The organism is Niallia yueguangensis (assembly GCF_052663115.1).
The window spans coordinates 207,266-228,616 of sequence record NZ_JBQTCX010000004.1; the positions used below are offsets into that span (position 1 = coordinate 207,266).

Genomic DNA, 21,351 nt, shown 5'->3' on the forward strand with positions numbered 1-21,351 from the left:
GGGAATTACGATGATAAAAAAAATTTTAAGACAAATTTTTGGGAAAAGCAGTCATTACAGATATTCTTCTTCTAGCAGCGATCGATGGAGAAACTCACATAAAAATAAGTATTACCAGAATAGAGGCCATCACTATTATAAGGGAAAAAGAAGAAAACATTCTTCATCAAGTTTCTTTAGTAGTTAAGTGAAACTTAGTAAACTTTTTAAGTATATAGAAAAACCATTTAAAGTCAACACGATCTTAAATAATCGATACAAAGTACAATTCTTCTTAGCAAGGGGAGGGTATGGCTATACGTATATTGTTTATGATTTTTTGAAAAAAGAGGATGTTGTCTTAAAAACGCTCAGATTTCATAAAAGATTACGAAAAAAAGAACAACAAAGATTTCAGCAAGAACAGGAAATCTTGCAAAAAATAGAGCATAAAAGCTTTCCATCATTTTACGACAGCGGGTTTATCGATGGGAAAATACCTTATTTTACAATGGAATTCAAAAAAGGAAAGACACTTGAAAAATACTTATTTGATGACCAAAATAAATGGAATGAAAAGCAAACCTTTCTTTTTGGCCTGGAACTGCTTGAATTGGTTGATTATTTACACAGCAATGAAATAGCACACCGAGATTTACATATTCCAAACATAATAATGGTAAATAATCGTCCTAACATCATTGACTTTGGATTGGCTGCTATATGTAAAAATAACGATGATTCTATGTTCCAATATGATTTTACTGGCATTGGCCATATATTATTATTTTTATTTTATTCCACTTATGAGCCGGAAAATAATAAAAAAGAAACGAGCTGGCAAGAGGAACTGCCAATATCAGATGAAGCGAAACATATCATCAAAAAACTTTTAACAATCGAAGAACCTTTTAAAAATAGTCATCAATTAAAAAAAGCTTTTATACAACAAATAAATTTAGAGGAGGAATAGGAATGTCATTTTTTCAAAAAGCATTAGCAAGTGTCGGAATTGGGGCAGCAAAAGTAGATACGGTATTGCATCAACAAGTATTATCTCCTGGAAGTATGGTAAACGGAGAAATTATCATCAAGGGAGGGAACGTACAACAAAACATTGATAAGATTTATTTGCGAGTTAATGCAACCTTTGAAAGAGAAGCGGATGATAAAAAATATACGGATACAGCAGTTGTTGACTCCTTTTTAGCAGCGAAACAGCTGACAATTGGCGTAAATGAACAGAAAAATATTCCTTTTTCATTTGTATTATCACCGTATACCCCTCTTACAATGGGAAAAACAAAGGTTTGGATTTCAACTGGATTAGATATAAAAAATGCCATCGATCCTACTGACAATGATTATTTGGAAGTAAAAGCAAATCATTTGCTATCGAGTCTACTAAATACAGTTTCCGAGTTAGGATTTCAATTAAGAGAAGTAGGATGCAAAGCAGCTTCCTTTCATGAAAGAAAGCAATTACCTTTTTTACAGGAACTAGAATACAAGCCGGTTACAAGTCCTTTTTACGGCAGACTGGACGAAATAGAACTATTGCTTTTATCCATTCAGGAAAATAGGCTGGAAATCCTTGTTCAAATTGATAAAAAGGCAAGAGGTTTAGGAGGGTTATTTGCGGAAGCTTTTGATATGGATGAACGGTTTGTGAGAGTAACGATTACAGACGAAGAAATACCAGTTTTGAAACAAAAGTTATATGCCATCATGGATCAACATGCTTAAAGAATTTAATTGGAGACGTGTGAGAAGCTTACAAGTCTCTTTTTCACTGATAAAAAAATTTAAGTTCGTTGACTTTTCATTATAAATGAAACAAGCAAACTAATACTAAGCAGAAATGCCAGAAATTCAAATGTTAAAATATAGCTGCCGCTTTTTAAAAGGGTAATGGCAATATTTGGTCCTAACGTAGCCCCGATAAATAAAATAAATGTGTAAAGAGAAACACCAATTCCTGCTGCTTTTCCGCTAATTTGCCCCACTAATGATATAAGAGTAGGTACTGTAATAGATATACCGCTGACAAAGATAATGCTCATGACGATCAGTATAGGAAGATTTGAACTAATACCAAGCAAGGACAGACCAATAACGGCAAGTGCTAATCCTCCACGAAGGACATAATAAATCCCTAATTTGGCAACGAACCTCCCTACAAACGGTGATAATAACATACCGAAAATACCAACAGAACGAATGGAAAGAATTTGTTGGCTGCTTAATCCAAAATTGTCGATTAAATAACTCCCTAATGCCGTATACATTCCAACGAAAGCAAGTAACAGCGTAACCGTAATGAGATAACTAAGACTTAATGTTTTTTTCTCTTCGATCGAACTTATCAGTTTAAAAGAGCTGAGCAAATTTCCATTTTTGTTTTGAATATCTCCTTTTGGGATGAAAAAAGCAACAAGGACTGCTGTTGCTAAATAAATTGCCCCAATCCAATAAAAAACACTTTGCCAGCCTAAAAACTGCGTAACTAAACTGCTAAAAACCTGCCCAACAATCCCCGCCATTAAAAAACTGGAACTTACAAATCCAATCGCCGTTACTCTTTTATTAACAGGGAATCTTTCGACAATGTAAGATATAGCAACTGGCGCAAAAGTTGCCGCTGCAATTCCTTGTATGCTTCGAAGGATAATTAAGGCAGATAAATTATCGAAAAAACCTAAGATAGGAGAAACAACTGTTAATACAATTAAGCCTAATATAATAATTTGTTTCCGCCCATAACGATCAGACAAAGGCCCGTAAAATAAGGAACTTACGCCATAAAATAAGGAAAAAGCGCTGCTAGTCCAAGCAGCTTCTGCAACCGTAACATCAAAGTTATTAGAAAAAATAGAAAGTAGCGGAATGGTTAGGTAAAGACTTGATACAACTACAAGACCACACCAAAATAAAATAGCTGTAATAAATGAGTAGTTTTGTTCCTTCACTGTATGTTGAATACTTGCCAATTCGTCCAAAAGTAAAACCTCCCTAATTTTTGTTTAGCTCATCCAGCATCTCTGGAAGTATAGAAAGAAAATCACAAAGGCCACCTGCAGGGATTGCCAACATCATGGCTTCTTTTATTTCTTCCGCTGTTGCTCCTGCTTCTAATGCTTTCGTAATATGTACTCGTATAGCTGGGGCATACCGATTTGCCGTTAATATACCGAGATATACTAATTGCTTCGTTTTTTCATCTAATGCATGACAACTCACAGCTTGAAATAATTCACCAAATACTCTAGCCTGTTCTGGAAATTCTTTTTTAAACAGCTCATAATCAGGATTTTTCGTCAAATAAGCCACCTCCTTAATGTATATTACTTACGTATATTGTAACTAAATTACAAAACAAGTCAATAAGTTTCGTGGAATATTTGTAACGATTCTACATTTGTTGTAAAATAGTGATATAGATATTGGAGGGAAAGATGTGAGTGATAAACAAGATTTAGATGGATTGCTTGATTTTGACTTGTTAAAAAAGCTTGTAGTCGGCATAGGAGAAGTGTCTGAGATAACAGGCGTACCGACAAGAAAAATCCGATATTGGGAAGAAAAAGGAATTTTAGAGTCTGAAAAAGAGGGCGAAGGAACAACTCGAAGATATAATTATTTAAATATAAAAAAAATCCTATTAATCCAGGAGTTACTAGAAGAAGGATTTACGCTTGATGCCGCAGCAAAAAAAATAGAACATCGGATGAAGAATATGAACGATGTATTTATCAAGCTAGCGAGCGCTTCTCAGCAAAAAGAGGAAGAATAATTTTAATATTCAATCCTTGAAAGGAATTTTTAACGAATTTAGGAGCTTAGAAGAGTGATGAACATGTGCATGTGCATCACTCTTTTATATTTTCGTTTTGAAGGTTTTAAACCAGGTTATATCGAATCTCCAAAATACTTTATGAAAAGGATTAAATATTAATCCAGCCAGCGGAAGTTTCTTTAAAGAAACGCGCTGGCTGTTGTCAGTTTGCCCTTTTATAGGCAGGCGTATTAGTACCAATAACGCCAACAAGAATGACTGTTGCACCAATGATGTGATAGTATTGTATCTTTTCATGTAAGAAAACCACACCAGCAATGATGGTGATCAATGTTGCTAAGTTGCTAAACACGCTTATTTTCGAAGCTTCTATTTTTGATAATGCATAATTAGACAAAAAAGAGGTACAAAGAGATGACAGAACGCCTAAATAAAAGATTGAAGCAATGAAATAAATGTTTAAGAATGGTGAAAAAAAGCTAGTTATGGATTTTTCCATTATATGACTTGTAATGGCAATCCCATTAAACATAATGAATCCTAGGCATGTCATGACATAGGTTAAAGTAAATAATGAATACTTTTTTGTCAGCTTTCTAGCTAAAACATTATACAAAGCTGCCATTAATGCAGATAATAGTATGAGTAAAGATCCTTTTAAACTGTAGGTCTCGACATTCAAATCATTCATTATGAAAATAAAGATGACACCAACTACAGATAAAAAGATAGAAGCTTTTTGCATATTGCCGGAATATTCTTTTAGAAAAAACGTTGCAAGAATCAAAGTAAAGATTGGAATAGCGGCTAGTATAATTCCAGCTTCAGAAGAAGTTGTATATACAAGACCGAACGCTTGAAACGTAAAAAATAAAGTTGGATAGAGAAGTGCCAAAGGAAGGATTGGCAGGATATCCTTCCACGTAATCTTTACTTCGATCTTTCTGAATATAATTGGAATGGTAGCGATTAATAAAGCAATGGTAAATCTGTGAGCTAACGTATCCATAGGACTTGCTGTTGTTAACGCTATTTTCACGAACATAAACGAGAAACCTATGATGAAAGCATATAAGAGAGCAGCACCATATGCTTTTTTTTGTACAGACATTTTTCGGGACCTCCTTTTTTTAACTGACCGGATATCCGTATTTTATGTAAAGTATAAATGGTGTACAATATGAATAAAATCAATCTGTACCGGTACAGTTGGTAAGGAGAAATTTATGTTTAAGTATTTATCTCTGTTAAATGATCTGGAATCTTTGATTCAATCAGGGCAGTTAAAGGAAGGAGAAAAACTTCCCTCTATTCGTACGCTAGCTGAACGACACCAATGCAGTAAAAGTACGGTAATTAGTGCACTAAAGGAATTAGAAAAAAGACATATGGTGTACTCGGTTCCTAAAAGTGGATATTATGTGGTAAAAAAAAGGTTTGAATCTAATAATACTCTGACAAAAGAGATAGATTTTGCTGCTTCAGCGCCAGATTGGAATCTATTTCCCTATTTAGATTTTCAACATTGTCTAAATAAAGCTATTGATACGTATCAGCAAGATTTGTTTGTGTATGGAACTCCGAAAGGGTTGCCTTCCTTAATTAAAATGGTGCAAAAACAGCTTGAAATATATCAAGTGTTCACCAAAACGGAAAATATATTTATTACCTCAGGTGTTCAGCAGGCACTTTTCATATTGAGTATGCTGGCATTTCCAAATAACAAAACAAAAATCTTAATCGAGCAGCCAAGCTACCACTTATTTATTGAACAATTAAATGCCCATAGAGTTCCAGCAGTTGGGATAAAACGAACCGCAAGAGGTATTAACTTGGACGAATTAGAGAGGATTTTTCGAGAAGAGGATATTAAATTTTTTTATACCATGCCAAGATTTCACAATCCATTGGGAACCTCCTATTCCAAAAGAGAAAAAGAAGAAATCGTCAAACTTGCTACGAAATACGATGTTTACATTGTAGAAGATGACTATTTAGCGGACTTCGAACAACATGTGAAGATAGATCCGATTTTTTCCTACGATACAAATAACAGAGTTATTTATTTAAAAAGCTATTCAAAAATTATTTTTCCTGGTTTAAGAGTAGGGGTAGCTGTTTTACCTGACTTATTAATGGAGAGCTTCCAGCAATATAAAAGAATATCTGATATTGATAGTTCGATGATATCTCAAGCAGCTTTAGAAATCTACATAAAAAGTGGTATGTTTGAACGCCATAAAAATAAAGTGAATCTTTCTTACTTAGAACGTGCAAATATGCTTTATCAATCGCTTGAAAAGTATGCAGCCAACCATTTAGAGCATGGAACTTTTCTTCGCCCGGCTTCCATATGTATGATGGCACATCTTATTTTGCCAAAAACTGTGAATGTTCCCCAGCTAATTAAAAATTTAAGAAGTCAACAAATTCAATTAGATACAATAGATAGAAATTATTTAAAAGGGGTTCATCAGGAAAAGATTATGAAGTTAAATGTATCAAATGTAGAAGTGGCAAAAATTGAAGAGGGAGTGAGGTTAATTTTAAAGGAAATGAATAATAGTAGGAATCATTTTTTTTAATTTGACATGAAGTGTGTTTTATTTATAGACTCTGTTAAACGGTAATGTTGATTGAAAGGAAATTTGCGAAACTCCTGCGGAAAAACGGGCTGGAAAGACCCCACAAGACGGGTACGAGCAAGGAGACTTACCAGTTCGTCCGCGGAAAGCGAGCGATAAGCTTCGGAAAACCGCTTTTAACAGGGATTATTTTTAGGAATCAGTAAAGCTTCAGTGGATATGCATTCTCTCCCACTGAAGCTCGTTGCCAAGTATATTCTTTAAGAGTTCTTTCTTTCGTTTGCAGAAAATTCTTTTCCATGCGCTTCTTGTTCTGTAATAATCGCTTCTTTTGGAATATGATTATTTTTTTTCGGAGAATTTATACGATTTCGATGTTTTTTACCCATGGATATCCCCTTTTTTCTGTTTATTTTCCTAGCCTGTTTTCCGCTTCAAAAGGAAAACTAACTTTAGTTTATCCGCCGGGAGTAATATTATCCTAAAATGAAATATGTTTATCATAAAAATAGAATGTGATATAGTACAAATAGGGAGTAATTAGTAGATAAATTATCATCATACTATAATTATGAACTATTGCTTTTTAATTTATGGAGGTTTAAGAAATGAGTGTACATATTGGAGCAAAAGAAAATGAAATCGCAGAAACGGTCCTATTGCCAGGGGATCCTTTAAGGGCAAAATATATTGCTGAAACTTTTTTAGAAAATGCGACATGCTATAATGAAGTTCGTAGTATGTTCGGGTATACAGGTACATATAAAGGAGAAAGAATTTCTGTACAAGGAACAGGTATGGGTGTTCCGTCTATTTCTATTTATATTAATGAATTAATGGCTAGCTACAATGTGCAAAACTTAATTCGTGTTGGTACATGTGGAGCCATCCAACAAGATGTGAAGGTTCGTGATGTCATTCTGGCAATGAGTGCATCTACCGATTCGCAAATGAACCGATTAACATTCGGCGGTGTTGACTTTGCACCAACCGCAAATTTTGAGTTACTAAAAAAAGCATATGATTCAGGTTTGGAAAAAGGCCTTCCCCTAAAAGTTGGTAATGTATTTACAGCTGATATGTTTTATAATGATAATTCAGAATTAGAAAAATGGGCTAAATATCAAATATTAGCAATCGAAATGGAATCAGCTGCATTGTATACATTAGCTGCAAAATATAATCGGAAAGCGTTATCTGTATTAACAGTAAGCGATCATATTTTAACAGGAGAAGAAACAACAGCTGAAGAACGTCAAACAACATTTAATGACATGATTGAAGTGGCGTTAGAAGCAGCAATTAAATAATGGTTCAAAATAACGTAATTAAATGTAAATTTAATAAAAATTAAGGTGAAAAAATGAAGAAAATAGCAGTAGTTACTTTCCTTTTAGCTTTCCTATTAACAGGATGTAAAAATTTAGATTCATTACAAAGTAAAATTCCATTTTTACATGAGAAAGCAGAAGAGAAAGAAACGAATGTAACAGAAAATCCACCAGAGCAGCCTGAAAAAGATTCTCAAAAAGAAGAAACTCCACAAGAGGAACAAACGCAGGAAGAACTTCCTTGGACTTTGGAAGCTTCTTATTTTAATGAAATAAAGGTAGTGGATGGACGAAATATTATACAAAATCCGACTAATACCGTTTCATTAGTAAATAAAGAATTTGGTCTTCCTGATGGATATGCTCCCGACGATTTAGTAAGGCCGAATGTTGCTTTTTCTTTTGGAGATGAAAAGATAGAAAAAAGCTACTTAAGGAAAGAAGCGGCAAAAGGTTTGGAAGATATGTTTAAGGAAGCAAAAAAGGCTGGCATAAACTTATATGCTGTTTCAGGATATCGATCATTTAATCGTCAAACCGTTCTCTATGATGCAGAAGTTCAAAAAGTAGGCAAAGAAAAGGCGATACAAGCTGTAGCTTATCCAGGAAACAGTGAACACCAAACAGGACTTGCGATGGATATTTCAAGTGAAAGCTCTAACTTTTTATTAACAGATGAATTTGGCAAAACAAAAGAAGGCAAGTGGTTAAGTGAAAACGCCCATCGTTTTGGTTTTATTTTACGATATCCACAAGGAAAGGAATCAGTAACAGGCTATAAATATGAACCATGGCACTTCCGTTATGTTGGGGAAAAATCAGCAAAAGATATATATGAGAATGGTTGGACACTAGAAGAATATTTCCAATTAGTGAGAAAAATATAATAAAGAAGCGATTGTGACCAGTATGAACAAATATTAATAATTTGTTCATACTTTTTTACAAAAAAGTTCCGATTTGTTTTTTAATCTTTATTTAGGCTGTTTTCTAAAAGTTTGTTGTTTTTGAATAAAATAATAAACACGGCTGAAGCACTGAGCAGTCTGAATACACGTAGACTCCTGCTTAGAAAAGCGAGAAAGACGAGACCCCACAGGAGCAATGCGACGAGGAGGCTCGGCTCTTGTCTGCGGAAAGCGAAGTGTATTCAGACTGCAGGTTAAATAACAACAATCTATACGAAAAGAGCGTTTTTTTAAAAGCTAAGAAAGCATTAATTTTTGTAGTTAGCTTTAAAAGTAAATGACAACTTTTTGAGCAAAGAGAATATTTTCTTCGGGGCTGGTCAAGGTGTTTCCGCTTTTCTTTATAAGTTGTAAAAAAAATACTACAAATAGAATGTTTCTGGTCAATGAAAGTGGTGAAAGTATTTGGAAAACGAAAAAAATGTAAAGGAACCATCAGAAAATGAATCAAGTTTTATCAGGATGAAAACATTTCATTTTGTGATGCTTCTCTTTTTTACAGTTATATTAGCAGCTGGTATTACAACAGTAGCTTTATCATTTGGTGATGAAAAAGCAGTTAATGTTGGTACAGATCGAAGCGAATTCAATAAATTATATGCAGCATATGATGCATTAAAACAGAATTATTATAAAGATGTCGATACAAAGGATCTTGTGAATGGAGCCATTGACGGCATGTTTTCTGCCTTAAATGATCCCTATTCTAATTACATGAATGAGAAAGAAGCTGCAAGTTTTCATGAAAGCATTTCTTCTTCTTTTGAAGGAATAGGGGCAGAGATTCAGCAAAGCAATGACAATATTGTGATTGTTACACCAATCAAAGGGTCACCAGCAGAAAAAGCTGGATTAAAGCCGAACGATAAAATTATTTCTGTTGATGGAAAAAATCTTCAAGGGATGAGTTCTTCGGAAGCTGTGCTGTTAATTAGAGGGAAAAAAGGAACAAAAGTGGAGTTGGAAATTGAAAGAGCTGGTGTTCAAAAACCGATGGATATTTCCATTGTTCGTGATACAATTCCGATTGAAACAGTCTACGGAAAGCTAACAAAAGATGGAATTGCAGAAATACAAATAACGAGTTTTTCTGAAAATACTTCAGTAGAGCTCGTTAATAAATTAAATGAATTCCAAGAAAAAGGGATGAAAGGAATTGTCCTGGATTTAAGGCAGAATCCAGGCGGTTTATTGCCAGAAGTAGAAAAAATAGCTAATTTATTTGTTCCAAATGGAGAAATTATTTACCAGGAAGAACATCGAAATGGCAAAGTGGAAAAAGCAGTATCAGAAAATAACAATGGTACAGATATTCCGCTTGTTGTTATGATTGATGGCGGGAGTGCAAGTGCTTCTGAGATATTAGCTGCTGCGGTAAATCAATCGGCAGATGTACCACTTGTTGGTGTAAAATCGTTTGGGAAAGGAACAGTACAACGTGCTACTGATTTATCCGATGGAAGCAATTTGAAATTCACAACAGATAAATGGTTAACACCTAACGGATCATGGATTCATGGCAAAGGGATTGAGCCAACTTATAAAGTAGAGCTGCCAAGCTTTGCAAGCCTTTCTATCATAAATCCTGATTCTAAACTGAAAAAAGACAGCAATTCAGAGGAAGTAAAAACAGCGCAACAAATGTTAAAAGCATTAGGATATAAGGTAGATCATACGAATGGATATTTTGATGAAAGTACTGAAAATGCAACAATAGAATTCCAGAAAAAAGAGAAATTAACGGAAAATGGCGTAATTACTGGGGAAACGACAGTGAGGCTAATGAATGAGCTTCGTGACAAAATCCAAAAGTCTGATACACAAATGAAAAAAGCGGTAGAAGTACTAAAAGAGGAAATGAAAAAGTAATCGTCGTGGGGTGATACATTTATGTGTCACCCTGCTTTTTATAGTAAATAGGCTAGGTAGGATAGTCAGTTCTCCTAGTAGCTGGGGGCTTTCACCCTTTAAAAACGCAGATTAAAGGAGTAACTAAAATGACAAAAACAGAAATGTACATTTTATCCGGGTTTTTAGGTAGTGGAAAAACTACTTTATTAAAAGAGCTGCTATTAAAAGAAAAAGAAGCAGGCAGAAAAGTAGCTGTTATGATGAATGAATTTGGAAGTATATCAATTGATTCCAATGAGGTAGACAAGGATATTCCTTTGAAGGAGCTTTTAGGTGGCTGTGTATGCTGTACCATTCAAGAAAAATTAGAAGCACAGCTTCAAACTTTATTAATGGAAGAAAATCCTGATGTCATCTATTTAGAAACAACAGGGGCAGCACATCCAGTTGAAACATTGGATAGTATTTTATCGCCAATTCTAATAGACAAACTGCAGCTTAAAGGAATAATCACGGTAATTGACGGGAAACAATGGTTAAATCGTAAAAGTTATAGCCCTGTTATCCAACAATTGCTTTTAGAACAAGCACGACATGCTAATTTAATCCTTATTAATAAACAAGATACATTAAAAGAAGAGGAAAAAGCAGCGCTTACTTTTGAAATTCAGTCGATTAATCCACAAGCTTTTACGATTTTAACAAGTTATAGCAAAGTTCCCTACCATAAATTACAGGAATTGGATGTACATATTAATGGCAGAGTGGAAAAAACAACAATTACCCGTTTGCAATTAAGTTCTTTTGTTTATACGTTTGAACGTGCGGTTGCTGCTGATAAATTTGACATTTTTTTAAGAAATTTGCCGGAAACCATCTATAGAATAAAAGGCTATGTTCTTTTTTCACAGTCAAACTATCCAGAGTTATTTCAATATTCTTATGGCACACCTATTTTTATGAAAGAATATATGAAGATGCCATTAAACATGGTGTTTATTGGAGAAAGCATAAATTGGAGTGAAATAGAAGCTCAATTAGATGCGTTGTAGTCTATTAGAGGAATAGGAATAGGAGTATACAATTTCATTTTGTTACCAAGTTTTCTTTAGAGTATCGTTTGTAAAAAAGGGCAAACTTTCATTAGGATTTAAAAGAAGGATGGTTCAAATGATAAAAAAAATAATGCTGTTATTTTTCTGTTCTTTTTTCATTAGCACGATAAACGACCCTATAAGTGCCGAACAACAAACGCTATTTTCTCCTATTAGTTATGAGCTTCAACTTCTGGATTGGAAAGCTGCAGACTACCTCATTCCGAGATACAGCAAGTTTTCAATTATTGATATCGAAACAGGAAAAGAATTTCAAGTACAAAGAAGAGCTGGCAGCCAGCATGCAGATGTTCAACCGTTAACACCAACAGATACAACTATTATGAAAGATATTTATAACGGGAAATGGAGTTGGAAAAGGAGGGCTATTATTGTAATGATAGATGATCAATGGATTGCTGCATCCATGCACGGCATGCCTCATGGTGCTGGTGCATTAAAGAATAATTTTCCCGGTCACTTTTGCATTCATTTTCTTGGCAGCACAACTCATAAAACAGATAAAATGGATCTTTCTCATATGTTAATGGTATATAAAGCAGCAGGAATTTTGCCAAGCTATTTAAATCAATTAAATGCAATGGAACTAGTACAGTCCTTTATTGCTGGTGTTAAAGAGCAAGATGAATTCATTTTATCTTATGTTTCCGCGCAAAATCTTAACTGGAAAAAAGAACTATCTTCTTTAGAAAATATTCAATTAATACAGCTCAAGGAAAAAAAGACAGAAGAAGAAACAATGAAACAAAATTCGGTTCAAGTGGAAGTAGAATGGCAGTTGTATCTAAAAAATAAAAAACCGTTTAAGCAACATGCAATACTAACCTTAATGCGCTGCTCACCACTTGAACAATGGAAAGTAGTTGTAGCAAAAGATTTATTTCACTAAAAACTCCCATGGAGACAAGGTCAACTGAGTCTCCATGGGAGTTTTGTTTGCAAAAATATATACTATTGAATACATGCAACTGCAAACTTACTTTCGCTCTCCAAATTTAGCAAACGTTTTTTCGTCTTCCACTAATCCACATGCCGCACATTGTATTCGATAACTGGGACCATTATAGCCCATATGAAAAGGTGATAAGTTATCTGCAGTATATTCTTCGACAATACCACCAGTTTGCGGATCTAATTTTACGGAATGTACTACTTGTTCAATAATATTAAAACGACTTCTGTTCGTTTTACAATTAGGACAACAATATGGTGTGTTCATTTTATTTACTCCATTCTTTCAATTATTCCTTCTATTTTATTTTTCCTTCCATCATTAAAATTATCCCTTTTAAAAAATGTATCCATCAATTTTCCGGAAATCTGTAAAAAACATTGTCTTTTTTAACATTCGGATGTTTTGTTCGTCATTTTTATGTAATAAAAGTCATAATTCAAAGGCTAAAGAAAAAGTGTCAATACTAATTTCTATCTAAATTATGGGTTGTTAATATAGTAGAAACCAATTATGGATAATATTTCAATAGAAATTATAGGGAAAATAAATACATGCTATCTATTGATAAATCTAGCATTCTCTTATTTAGATAGAATTTTTATTGTAGATAGAAGTATTTTTGTGAGTTTTTGAGAAAAATTTCCTCAAAAATGACAAAAATCATGTGTTATGATTTGTTTGTAAGACGGAAACAAACAATCTTACAAACTACTAAGTTCAACATCCAAGGAGGATTTTAATATATGAAGAAAAGAAATATGATTTTATCAGCAGCAGCAGCTACAGCATTATTAATGTCTAGTCCAATGGTGAACAAAGCATCAGCGGCAGAATGTCAACCTGCAGCGAATCAAGTAAAAGTAGAATCTAAACAATTAAATCAAGAACAAATAAATACTATTTTAAATAAATATAAAACATCGAATGCTATCGACATTAATAAGGTTTTAGCAGAATTACAAAATTCACAACAAGCACCAGCAAAAGCAGCAGCACCAGTAAAGAAAGAAGAAACACCAAAAAATAACACAGCAGCGCCAGCGAAGAAAGAAGAAGCACCAAAAAATAACGCAGCAGCGCCAGTAAAGAAAGAAGAAGCACCAAAAAATAACGCAGCAGCGCCAGTAAAGAAAGAAGAAGCACCAAAAAATAACGCAGCAGCACCTGCAAATGCTCCAGCACCAGCAGCAAGCAAACCAGCTTCTGAAACAACAGCAGCAACTGAAGTAAGTGCTTTCGAAAAAGAAGTGGTAGAATTAACAAATAAAGAAAGAGCAAAAAATGGTTTACCAGCATTACAGTTAGATACAGAATTAAGTAAAGTGGCAAAAGCAAAATCTCAAGATATGAGCACAAATAATTATTTTGACCATAATAGCCCAACATACGGAAGCCCTTTTGATATGATGAAAAAATTCGGCATTTCTTATAAAGCAGCTGGAGAAAACATTGCAAAAGGACAAAAAACACCGGAAGAAGTAGTCCAAGCATGGATGAACAGTGAAGGCCACCGCGCAAATATTTTAAGCAATAAATTTACGCATATCGGTGTAGGTTATGTTGAAAACGGCAATTACTGGACACAACAATTTATTGGAAAATAATAGTCATTGAATGAAACCTAAAAGATATTTCTGGATCTTTTAGGTTTTTTTACAATGCTGTTTTCTCAAAGATTGTTGTTTTTTACATAAAAAATTGGAGAAGAAGTCCTTAGCAGACTGAATACACGTAGACTCCTGTGGGAATGCGAGAAAGACGAGACCCCGCAGGAGCGTATGTGAGGAAGAAGTGTTTTATTAATAAATTATAAGTAAAACCCTTATATTTAGTGGATGAAAATAGTATAGGGAGTTTAAAAACGACCATCATGTTGGTTAGGAGAGGCGTCCGCACGACTCCTGCGGGATTAGCGAGACAGGCGAGACCCCACAGGAGCAAAGCGACGAGGAGGCTCGGCGCTCGCCCCGCGGAAAGCGTGTGGTAAGCCTCGGAAAACCGAACGAAACCAGCATTTTACAATGAAAACATAAGTATTCTGAAGTTCGTTAGACTGATGTTTCACGCTTTTCTTACTATAACCATAATAGTCAAAAATAGTCTTATTTTGTTTTTTTCATTTCATAACATTTTATAATACTTTAAAATAGAAAGGGGAAAATAAAAGAAATATGGTTATAGGAGAATGATAAGTGAAAATAAGACAAGGGCAATTAAGTGATTTACCAATTATTATGGATTTTGTTGAAAAGACGGTTGATATTATGAGCAACGAAGGAAATGATCAATGGACGAGCACCTATCCACAAGAAGATGATTTTAAAAAAGATATCGAAAACAACAACTTATTTATTGCTGTTAAGGACGATCGGCCAGTTGGGTCTATTACAATAGACAACAAAAATGGCGAAAATTATGAACATATTAATTGGACATATGCGGAAAAAAACTTTTTCGTTATTCATCGCTTAGCGGTAGATCCTGAAATTAGAGGGGGAGGAATTGCAAGTGAGCTTCTGGCATTTGCAGAAGTTTATGCCATTGAGCATGATATCTATTATTTAAAAACAGATACGTATTCTTTAAATGATAAAGCGCAAAACTTATTTGTTAAAAATGGATATAATAAAGTAGGAACTACTCATTTTGAGGGAAAAGAAAATCCATTTTACTGTTATGATAAATCATTTTTGTGAGAGAATAGACGATTCTATGGAAATAAACAGAAATTTGATGTCCAAAAAGTTGCTTTTATCCTGTACATAAAAGATTGAATGATGGAAAAATAATCTTTACGGACATCTGCTGTTTATTAATGGTTAGCAATTTGAATCGTAAGAAGACCATTTACAAAACGATGCTTCATGTCCTTCTCTTTTATAGGAAAAGGAATCGAGATTTTTTTCGAAAAATGACGATTTTGTCTTTCTTTTATATAGTAAGCACAATTTTCATGAAGTGTAGCATATTCACCACTTATAACCAACGTATTATTCTCTTGCAAGTTGATAGATATAGCAGAAAGATCCATTCCTGGAAGTTCTATTTCAATGACTAAAAAATAATTGTTGCTATAAACATCACATGCAGGAAAATTGGAGCTACTCGTTATAGAAGAATAATTAGCTGTATTCCAGTTATGAAATGTATGATGTTGAAATAGATCCTTCCAATAATTTTCATCTCCATGTTTTTCGGAAAATTGATAAATCTTTTTTAAATTATCAAAACCCATCATTATCTTCCTCCACAACGATGCTACATAAGCTATCCGTTATCCTGTTAATTAATGTCTGACACATCTATCTCTGAAAACTGCATGTCGTTGTTTTTTTGAATTTTTATTTCTAAAATATTGTCTTTATAATGAGCAGTCGAGCCCTTTCTTCTTACGGTTGTTGGCAGAAGAATCGTATGTTTATCTTGTTGTTCTGGTATATGTTCAATGATTACTTGATTGGAAGTATAATATATTCTGACTACTTTTAACCAAGATTCCTCCACAATCGGGATACGAATAAAACAATGGTGATGTGTTTCAAAAGCGACATAATCAAATTTTTTTACCTTAGTTTGATTTTGCTGATTATTTCCATTAGTAGGAGACATTCTTTGAAACATATCTTGAGGATCCATTTTTTGCATAGAATCAGGCATTAATTTATCCATCATTTCTTGAACATATTGTTGGATATCTGCTGGTTTCATTTGATTTAATTTCGATTTTGCATCTTTATTAAAAGGGAATAAATTCCATGGGAACATTGGAAATTCATCCTTTCCTAATCAATCGCGATGTATCATTTTTACATTCTTTTTATCGTATTCATCCTAGCCTAAATCGTGTTTATTTTTGTTCATTTTTTAGGTTGCTTATAACAACAATTTGTTATTGAAAAGGCTCTGTTAAACGATAATGTTGATTTTGGAAGGAAATTTGCGAGACTCCTGCGGAAAAACGGGCTGGAAAGACCCCACAGGGAGGTACATAGGCCACTGAAAAACTGATTATTTTTGAAAAAACTTGAATTATTATCTATATACAGATAATAAATGAGTTTATCATTCTATATGTAGTAGGTTATTCGTATCTTTTTCCTTTCCTATGGACTTTTTCAGTGGCCTTGAGGTACAAGCGAGGAGGCTTGCCAGTTCGTCCGCAGAAAGCGAGTGAATTTCCTGACCATTCTAAATCAACACTGAAATTTAACAGAGACACCCATGTTAATAAAAATTCGCACCATGGGAGATGAAAATAAGTAGTGTTTATTCAGCGTCAAGATAGAAGGAGTTAGAGCTAAGAATGATATTGGTTTGGAGAAGCGTTCGCTCGACTCCTGCGGGATTAGCGAGACAGGCGAGACCCCGCAGGAGCAAAGTGACGAGGAGGCTCGGCGCTCGCCCCGCGGAAAGCGAGCGATAAGCTTCGGAAAACCCCTTTTAACAGAGCTTATTTTCAGGGTAGTCAGTGAAAAAGAAAAAAGTGCTGCATCATTATAGGATAATGCAACACTTTTTTCTAAAAGAGTATGGATATTATGCGCTTTTTAACACAAAACGTTTCTTTTCAATATAATACAATCTACTGGAAAGAAATATGGCTCCAGTCGCTAAGCCAATTATTAATCCAATCCAATAACCAAATGGTCCAAAGTTGGAATATTGAGAAAGGTAGTAGCCTAACGGCAAGCCAATGACCCAATAAGAAATAAGACTCATAATAAATGTGCTGTTTACATCTTTATATCCGCGCAGTGCTCCTTGAATAGGGGCTTGAATCGCATCGGAAAGCTGGAAGAAAATTGCGTAAATAAGGAAATGAGCCGTTAGTTGCAATACATTCTTATCGTTCGTATACAAACTTGCAATTTCTGCTCGGAACGTAAATAAAATAATGCCGCTTATAAAGGCAAAGACAACAGCTAAACTAACACCCATCCAGCTATACATTTTTGCATCTTTTAAACGATTACTGCCAACTTCAAAACCGACAAGAATGGTAAGGGCTGTAGAGATGCTAAGTGGTACCATGTATAGCAAGGAAGCAAAATTAAGAGCAGCTTGATGTGCAGCAATCGTATTCGTATTATAATGTCCCATTAAGATCGTAACGGCACTGAAAATACTTGTTTCGAAAAAAATCGAAAAACCGACTGGAATACCAATCACTAATAATTCTTTCCATTTTGTCCACGACAAAGGATGGAGCGTTTTTAATAACTTAAAACGGCTAAAAGGCTGATGATGATACACAATATGTAGTGCAATTAAAAGAATAATCCAATAAGTAATACTAGTTGCTACGCCAGTTCCAACACCGCCAAGTTCTGGAAAAAACCATATGCCATTGATAAATACATAGTTTAAAACGATATTAATTGGAATGGCAGACAAGGTAATAAACATGGTGACTTGTGTTTGTCCAAGAGTATCAATAAATGATCGAAGCACAAAATAGATAAAAATAGGGATGATTCCAAAACTTAATGCAGTTAAATAACGAAATGCAATAGTTTGTACTTCGTGATCTAAGCCCATGCTGTTTAAGATTGGATCGAGCGCAAAATATCCGATAATAATAAGGATAACGCCCATTGCTATCGCTAAATAACCGGCTTGTACAACAGAAAAACTTGCCTTTGCTTCTTCTTTTCTGCCAATTAACTGAGACACAATCGGAGGAATTGCTAATAAAATTCCAGTTAAACCAGTATAAATAGGCATCCATAACGAGCTACCTACAGCAACGCCTGCCAGGTCAATAGGACTGTAATGACCAGCCATGATTGTATCAACCAAAGTTAATCCGAACATGCCAATTTGTGTTACAAGTATCGGCAGTAAAATCATAAATAATTGCTGTAATTTTTGTTTTGTTGTTTGTGTTTGTTTCATTTTTTTTCCTCTTTCTATTAAGTAACGATTGTATTATAACATTAATTTAAGGGGCTAGAGCCCTCATAAACAAAAAAGATTTGTTACTGCGTCTATTTCTCTGCAATAACAAATCTTTCTTATTTTTATGCTTCTAAACGGCCTGTGATTTTTTCATCGATTGTACTAGTTCGACGTGTATGCAGGGTATATAAATCTTTTGGAATTTCATATAAATGATAGTTTGCGCCATTAGCATTAAGTTCGTTTAATAACGTTTTTCTCGTTTCATTTGCTGATACAACATAAGGAAGTTTTTCCGCTGCTTTTTGAGAACGTACATTATGATCTCTAATTCTCATTAATACCGTTTCGATATTCATCTCATAAAAAATTTCTGCAAAAAACTGTTCTTTAGCCGGCTTGTTATATCCTTTGCCATGATAAGGCTTCCCTAGCCATGTACCAAGAAAGCCAGCGTTATTTTTAATATCAAATAAATTGATCGTTCCGATTGGATGCTGCCATTCATCAAGGATTGTTCGTGAAATTAATTCTCCTCGTTCTTCCGCTTCGATTGTTTGTTTTGTTAAAAAAAGATATTCTTCGTAAGAATAAGCTTTTTGTCGAACAAATGGGAAAACATCTGGATGTGTCATTAGTTCATATAATACGTGGCAGTCTTCCATCTCTCTTTTCTTCAGCATAAAAAAATCCCTCCAATTTGACTTTTGAGGGCAGTTCTTCTTTAAAGCAAAAGGAAATCCACCCTCGAAATTTTTTATCTTTCTAAAAAATTTCGGGGTGGGAATCGAACCCACTAGAACCAATTTGGTGGCGCACCATTTGCCTTCCCATACTTCCTAAACATGTATTATCATCTCAACGACGTCAGTTGATATTATTATATTGTTATACTAAACAACAAACATAATCATACAAAAGATTGTTTAAAATAGAAATAGGAAAATATTAATTTTATGTTAAATAATTGTAATTACCTATATTATTATTTTTTGCGAATTTGAAAAAGAAAATAAAGCAAGATAGCAACAGCGGCAATCACAATAATGGGAGTCAAATACGGTTTTGCATATGTTTCAATATTGTCCCAATGGTCTCCCAGCTTCATTCCAAGCATTAAAAAAAGAACCGTCCATGGTATAATGGCTGAGATTGTATATAAAAGAAACTTGCTGACAGGCATTCTAGCCAATCCTGCCGGGATGCTAATGGCATGCCTGACAACAGGAATAAATCTTGCTAAAAAGATCATTCCAGTCCCATATTTTAAAAACCATGCCTCTGAAGCATCCACATGTTTTTTTTTGATTAGTATGTATTTTCCATAACGGTCAATAAAAGGACGGCCGCCGTAATAAGCAATCCAATAAATAAATAATTGCGCAAATGTACCGCCAATAACACCAGCAATCAGAGCGCCGATAAAGTTGATTTCTCCTAAATGAATAAGGTACCCGCCGTAGCTTAATACAATTTCACTTGGAATCACTTCAATCATTAGGCCAATTGCTATGCCAAAATAACCTAATGATGATAAAAAGTCAAAAATACTTGAAACCAGTTCACTCAAAATAATCTCTCCCATTTGTTTTTCCAACATCTTTTTTACATTTTATAGGATGTCTTTATTAGTATACAGGACAAGTCTATAAGATAGAAATATTTCTTGTAACTGACAACAAATTTATAAATTTATATGAAACATTTTTAACGACTGACCGTATTAATAAGCAGAGGCAATTATTTGTACTAGTTAGTGAAATAATACCAAGTTTTATTATTATGGAGGGATAATAATGGAATATTCAAAAAATGTAAGCAATGACGAAAAATTATTTGCTATGCTTATTTATGTATCAAGTCTGTTTACAGTAATCGTTGGGCCATTAATTATATGGCTGCTGAAAAGAGATTCCGAATTTGTGGATTATCATGGGAAAGAGTACTTTAACTTTTTGATATCCTATGCTGTTTATCTTCTTATAAGCGGAATATTAATGTTGATCTTGATTGGTTTTGTTACAACTCCACTTATAGGTTTGCTTATACTTGTGTTTACTATCATTGCCGCAATTAAAGGCTATGAAGGAAAAGAATACCGAATTCCGTTTGTGTTTCGGATTATTAAATAATAATTTTAAAAGGGGCTGTCCAATAAGTCGATTTTTCAGCTATTGGATGCCCCTTTTTATGTTCAAGATTACTGATATATCAACATTCTTTTTTTCAATTTTCAATGGATTTACCCTTTTGTGACAGCCCCTCAGACTGTAGACAAACCCCATTTAGGGGAGTTTGCTTACAGTCTTTTTTGTTTTAGGCTCTCTTAAACTTAGCTGTTAATTTCCGCTCCAGGCGTTCGCTTTCCGCGGGCGGTCCGGGAGCCTCCTCGTCGCTTTGCTCCTGTGGGGTCTCCCTTTGACTCGCTTATCCCGCAGGAGTCTCACGCCTTCCGCTCCAATCAACCTAGTACCAAAATCAACAATAGAATGGAACACAGCCTTGTTTTTAAATAATAGAAAATAAATTTTTTGAGGTGACTACATGCTTTCCAAACATCATTCTATCCAAAGGGATCAACAAGGAATGATCACTTTAGATTTAACTAGTACCACAAAATCATTTAGTTCGTAAAATAGAGGCTGCATCAGAGACATGTGTGGGAAGAGTATGTGGAAGAAACAGATCATCTTCATCATCATCAAGAAGACAAACAAATATTTTCAAAGCGAAAAGAAACCATTGAACGAGAATTCGCTGATGCAAAGTGGTGAAAATGGTATAGAGAGTTTGAAAACGACCATCATGTTGGTTAGGAGAGGCGTCCACACGACTCCAGCGGGATTAGCGAGACCCTGCTGGAGCGTAGCGAC

Annotated in this window: 22 protein-coding genes; 12 read left to right on the forward strand and 10 right to left on the reverse strand. The window is 34.4% G+C overall.

Going from position 1 to position 21,351, the window contains the following annotated elements:
• Positions 1-187: 187 nt before the first annotated feature.
• Both ACTYA4_RS05880 and ACTYA4_RS05885 read left to right on the forward strand, forming a co-directional pair.
• Positions 188-952: a protein kinase domain-containing protein gene (locus ACTYA4_RS05880; RefSeq protein ID WP_443479865.1), complete on the forward strand. Its 765-nt coding sequence runs from the start codon at positions 188-190 to the stop codon at positions 950-952.
• A gap of 2 nt (positions 953-954) precedes the next feature.
• Positions 955-1,725 (forward strand): sporulation protein, encoded by a 771-nt coding sequence (locus ACTYA4_RS05885; protein ID WP_443479864.1) that lies wholly within the window; start codon positions 955-957, stop codon positions 1,723-1,725.
• Between the two features lie 59 nt (positions 1,726-1,784).
• Here the strand turns inward: ACTYA4_RS05885 and ACTYA4_RS05890 are convergent, their stop codons facing one another.
• Both ACTYA4_RS05890 and ACTYA4_RS05895 read right to left on the reverse strand, forming a co-directional pair.
• The gene (locus tag ACTYA4_RS05890) at positions 1,785-2,978 is read right to left on the reverse strand and encodes an MFS transporter (RefSeq protein ID WP_443479863.1); all 1,194 of its coding nucleotides are present in this window, start codon (positions 2,976-2,978) and stop codon (positions 1,785-1,787) included.
• A gap of 13 nt (positions 2,979-2,991) precedes the next feature.
• Complete coding sequence (locus tag ACTYA4_RS05895; protein WP_443479862.1) at positions 2,992-3,300, reverse strand: carboxymuconolactone decarboxylase family protein; 309 nt, start codon at positions 3,298-3,300, stop codon at positions 2,992-2,994.
• Positions 3,301-3,436: 136 nt separating this feature from the next.
• Between ACTYA4_RS05895 and ACTYA4_RS05900 the strand changes: the two genes are divergently transcribed.
• The gene (locus ACTYA4_RS05900; RefSeq protein WP_443479861.1) at positions 3,437-3,772 is read left to right on the forward strand and encodes a MerR family transcriptional regulator; all 336 of its coding nucleotides are present in this window, start codon (positions 3,437-3,439) and stop codon (positions 3,770-3,772) included.
• A 205-nt stretch (positions 3,773-3,977) separates the two neighbouring features.
• Here the strand turns inward: ACTYA4_RS05900 and ACTYA4_RS05905 are convergent, their stop codons facing one another.
• A complete protein-coding gene (locus ACTYA4_RS05905) occupies positions 3,978-4,886 on the reverse strand; it encodes a DMT family transporter (protein ID WP_443479860.1) in 909 nt (302 codons plus the stop codon).
• A gap of 115 nt (positions 4,887-5,001) precedes the next feature.
• Here ACTYA4_RS05905 and ACTYA4_RS05910 point away from each other — a divergent pair, with 115 nt between their 5' ends.
• A complete protein-coding gene (locus ACTYA4_RS05910; protein ID WP_443479859.1) occupies positions 5,002-6,360 on the forward strand; it encodes an aminotransferase-like domain-containing protein in 1,359 nt (452 codons plus the stop codon).
• Between the two features lie 260 nt (positions 6,361-6,620).
• On the opposite strand, the gene yoyE is transcribed toward ACTYA4_RS05910, so the two are convergent.
• Positions 6,621-6,749: a protein YoyE gene (gene yoyE, locus ACTYA4_RS05915; protein ID WP_443479858.1), complete on the reverse strand. Its 129-nt coding sequence runs from the start codon at positions 6,747-6,749 to the stop codon at positions 6,621-6,623.
• Positions 6,750-6,968: 219 nt separating this feature from the next.
• On the opposite strand from yoyE, the gene deoD reads away from it, so the two are divergent.
• From deoD to ACTYA4_RS05940, 5 genes are all read left to right on the forward strand, one after another.
• Positions 6,969-7,670, forward strand: a complete 702-nt coding sequence (gene deoD, locus ACTYA4_RS05920) for a purine-nucleoside phosphorylase (RefSeq protein ID WP_443479857.1) — start codon at positions 6,969-6,971, stop codon at positions 7,668-7,670.
• 53 nt (positions 7,671-7,723) lie between these two features.
• Positions 7,724-8,578 carry a M15 family metallopeptidase gene (locus tag ACTYA4_RS05925; RefSeq protein WP_443479856.1) on the forward strand — a complete coding sequence of 285 codons (855 nt, stop codon included), beginning with the start codon at positions 7,724-7,726 and terminating at the stop codon, positions 8,576-8,578.
• Between the two features lie 486 nt (positions 8,579-9,064).
• Positions 9,065-10,528: a lmo1851 family serine protease gene (locus ACTYA4_RS05930; RefSeq protein WP_443479855.1), complete on the forward strand. Its 1,464-nt coding sequence runs from the start codon at positions 9,065-9,067 to the stop codon at positions 10,526-10,528.
• A gap of 128 nt (positions 10,529-10,656) precedes the next feature.
• On the forward strand, positions 10,657-11,562 hold the full coding sequence (locus ACTYA4_RS05935) for a CobW family GTP-binding protein (RefSeq protein WP_443479854.1): 906 nt from the start codon (positions 10,657-10,659) through the stop codon (positions 11,560-11,562).
• Between the two features lie 118 nt (positions 11,563-11,680).
• Positions 11,681-12,514, forward strand: coding sequence for a hypothetical protein (locus tag ACTYA4_RS05940; protein ID WP_443479853.1), 834 nt, complete (start codon positions 11,681-11,683; stop codon positions 12,512-12,514).
• Between the two features lie 87 nt (positions 12,515-12,601).
• Here the strand turns inward: ACTYA4_RS05940 and ACTYA4_RS05945 are convergent, their stop codons facing one another.
• Complete coding sequence (locus ACTYA4_RS05945; RefSeq protein ID WP_443479852.1) at positions 12,602-12,844, reverse strand: DNA alkylation repair protein; 243 nt, start codon at positions 12,842-12,844, stop codon at positions 12,602-12,604.
• A 479-nt stretch (positions 12,845-13,323) separates the two neighbouring features.
• On the opposite strand from ACTYA4_RS05945, the gene ACTYA4_RS05950 reads away from it, so the two are divergent.
• The gene (locus tag ACTYA4_RS05950) at positions 13,324-14,184 is read left to right on the forward strand and encodes a CAP domain-containing protein (RefSeq protein ID WP_443479851.1); all 861 of its coding nucleotides are present in this window, start codon (positions 13,324-13,326) and stop codon (positions 14,182-14,184) included.
• A gap of 588 nt (positions 14,185-14,772) precedes the next feature.
• Entirely contained in the window at positions 14,773-15,276 is a 504-nt protein-coding gene (locus tag ACTYA4_RS05955) for a GNAT family N-acetyltransferase (RefSeq protein WP_443479850.1), read from the forward strand.
• Positions 15,277-15,392: 116 nt separating this feature from the next.
• On the opposite strand, the gene ACTYA4_RS05960 is transcribed toward ACTYA4_RS05955, so the two are convergent.
• The 5 genes from ACTYA4_RS05960 to uptA form a co-directional block, all read right to left on the reverse strand.
• Entirely contained in the window at positions 15,393-15,818 is a 426-nt protein-coding gene (locus tag ACTYA4_RS05960; RefSeq protein ID WP_443479849.1) for an Hsp20/alpha crystallin family protein, read from the reverse strand.
• Between the two features lie 44 nt (positions 15,819-15,862).
• Positions 15,863-16,345, reverse strand: a complete 483-nt coding sequence (locus tag ACTYA4_RS05965; RefSeq protein WP_443479848.1) for an Hsp20/alpha crystallin family protein — start codon at positions 16,343-16,345, stop codon at positions 15,863-15,865.
• A 771-nt stretch (positions 16,346-17,116) separates the two neighbouring features.
• Entirely contained in the window at positions 17,117-18,475 is a 1,359-nt protein-coding gene (locus ACTYA4_RS05970) for an MATE family efflux transporter (RefSeq protein ID WP_445505577.1), read from the reverse strand.
• 125 nt (positions 18,476-18,600) lie between these two features.
• Positions 18,601-19,161 (reverse strand): GNAT family N-acetyltransferase, encoded by a 561-nt coding sequence (locus ACTYA4_RS05975; RefSeq protein ID WP_443479846.1) that lies wholly within the window; start codon positions 19,159-19,161, stop codon positions 18,601-18,603.
• 302 nt (positions 19,162-19,463) lie between these two features.
• The gene (gene uptA / locus ACTYA4_RS05980) at positions 19,464-20,048 is read right to left on the reverse strand and encodes an undecaprenyl phosphate transporter UptA (protein ID WP_443479845.1); all 585 of its coding nucleotides are present in this window, start codon (positions 20,046-20,048) and stop codon (positions 19,464-19,466) included.
• Positions 20,049-20,274: 226 nt separating this feature from the next.
• On the opposite strand from uptA, the gene ACTYA4_RS05985 reads away from it, so the two are divergent.
• Positions 20,275-20,610, forward strand: a complete 336-nt coding sequence (locus ACTYA4_RS05985) for a DUF4870 domain-containing protein (RefSeq protein WP_443479844.1) — start codon at positions 20,275-20,277, stop codon at positions 20,608-20,610.
• The last annotated feature ends 741 nt before the right edge of the window (positions 20,611-21,351 follow it).

Coding starts and splice junctions, on each gene's coding strand:
- ACTYA4_RS05885 (WP_443479864.1), top strand. CDS start 955: ATGTCATTTTTTCAAAAAGCATTAGCAAGTGTCGGAATTGGGGCAGCA.
- ACTYA4_RS05905 (WP_443479860.1), bottom strand. CDS start 4,886: ATGTCTGTACAAAAAAAAGCATATGGTGCTGCTCTCTTATATGCTTTC.
- ACTYA4_RS05910 (WP_443479859.1), top strand. CDS start 5,002: ATGTTTAAGTATTTATCTCTGTTAAATGATCTGGAATCTTTGATTCAA.
- yoyE (WP_443479858.1), bottom strand. CDS start 6,749: ATGGGTAAAAAACATCGAAATCGTATAAATTCTCCGAAAAAAAATAAT.
- deoD (WP_443479857.1), top strand. CDS start 6,969: ATGAGTGTACATATTGGAGCAAAAGAAAATGAAATCGCAGAAACGGTC.
- ACTYA4_RS05925 (WP_443479856.1), top strand. CDS start 7,724: ATGAAGAAAATAGCAGTAGTTACTTTCCTTTTAGCTTTCCTATTAACA.
- ACTYA4_RS05935 (WP_443479854.1), top strand. CDS start 10,657: ATGACAAAAACAGAAATGTACATTTTATCCGGGTTTTTAGGTAGTGGA.
- ACTYA4_RS05940 (WP_443479853.1), top strand. CDS start 11,681: ATGATAAAAAAAATAATGCTGTTATTTTTCTGTTCTTTTTTCATTAGC.
- ACTYA4_RS05945 (WP_443479852.1), bottom strand. CDS start 12,844: ATGAACACACCATATTGTTGTCCTAATTGTAAAACGAACAGAAGTCGT.
- ACTYA4_RS05950 (WP_443479851.1), top strand. CDS start 13,324: ATGAAGAAAAGAAATATGATTTTATCAGCAGCAGCAGCTACAGCATTA.
- ACTYA4_RS05960 (WP_443479849.1), bottom strand. CDS start 15,818: ATGATGGGTTTTGATAATTTAAAAAAGATTTATCAATTTTCCGAAAAA.
- ACTYA4_RS05965 (WP_443479848.1), bottom strand. CDS start 16,345: ATGTTCCCATGGAATTTATTCCCTTTTAATAAAGATGCAAAATCGAAA.
- ACTYA4_RS05970 (WP_445505577.1), bottom strand. CDS start 18,475: ATGAAACAAACACAAACAACAAAACAAAAATTACAGCAATTATTTATG.
- ACTYA4_RS05975 (WP_443479846.1), bottom strand. CDS start 19,161: ATGCTGAAGAAAAGAGAGATGGAAGACTGCCACGTATTATATGAACTA.
- ACTYA4_RS05985 (WP_443479844.1), top strand. CDS start 20,275: ATGGAATATTCAAAAAATGTAAGCAATGACGAAAAATTATTTGCTATG.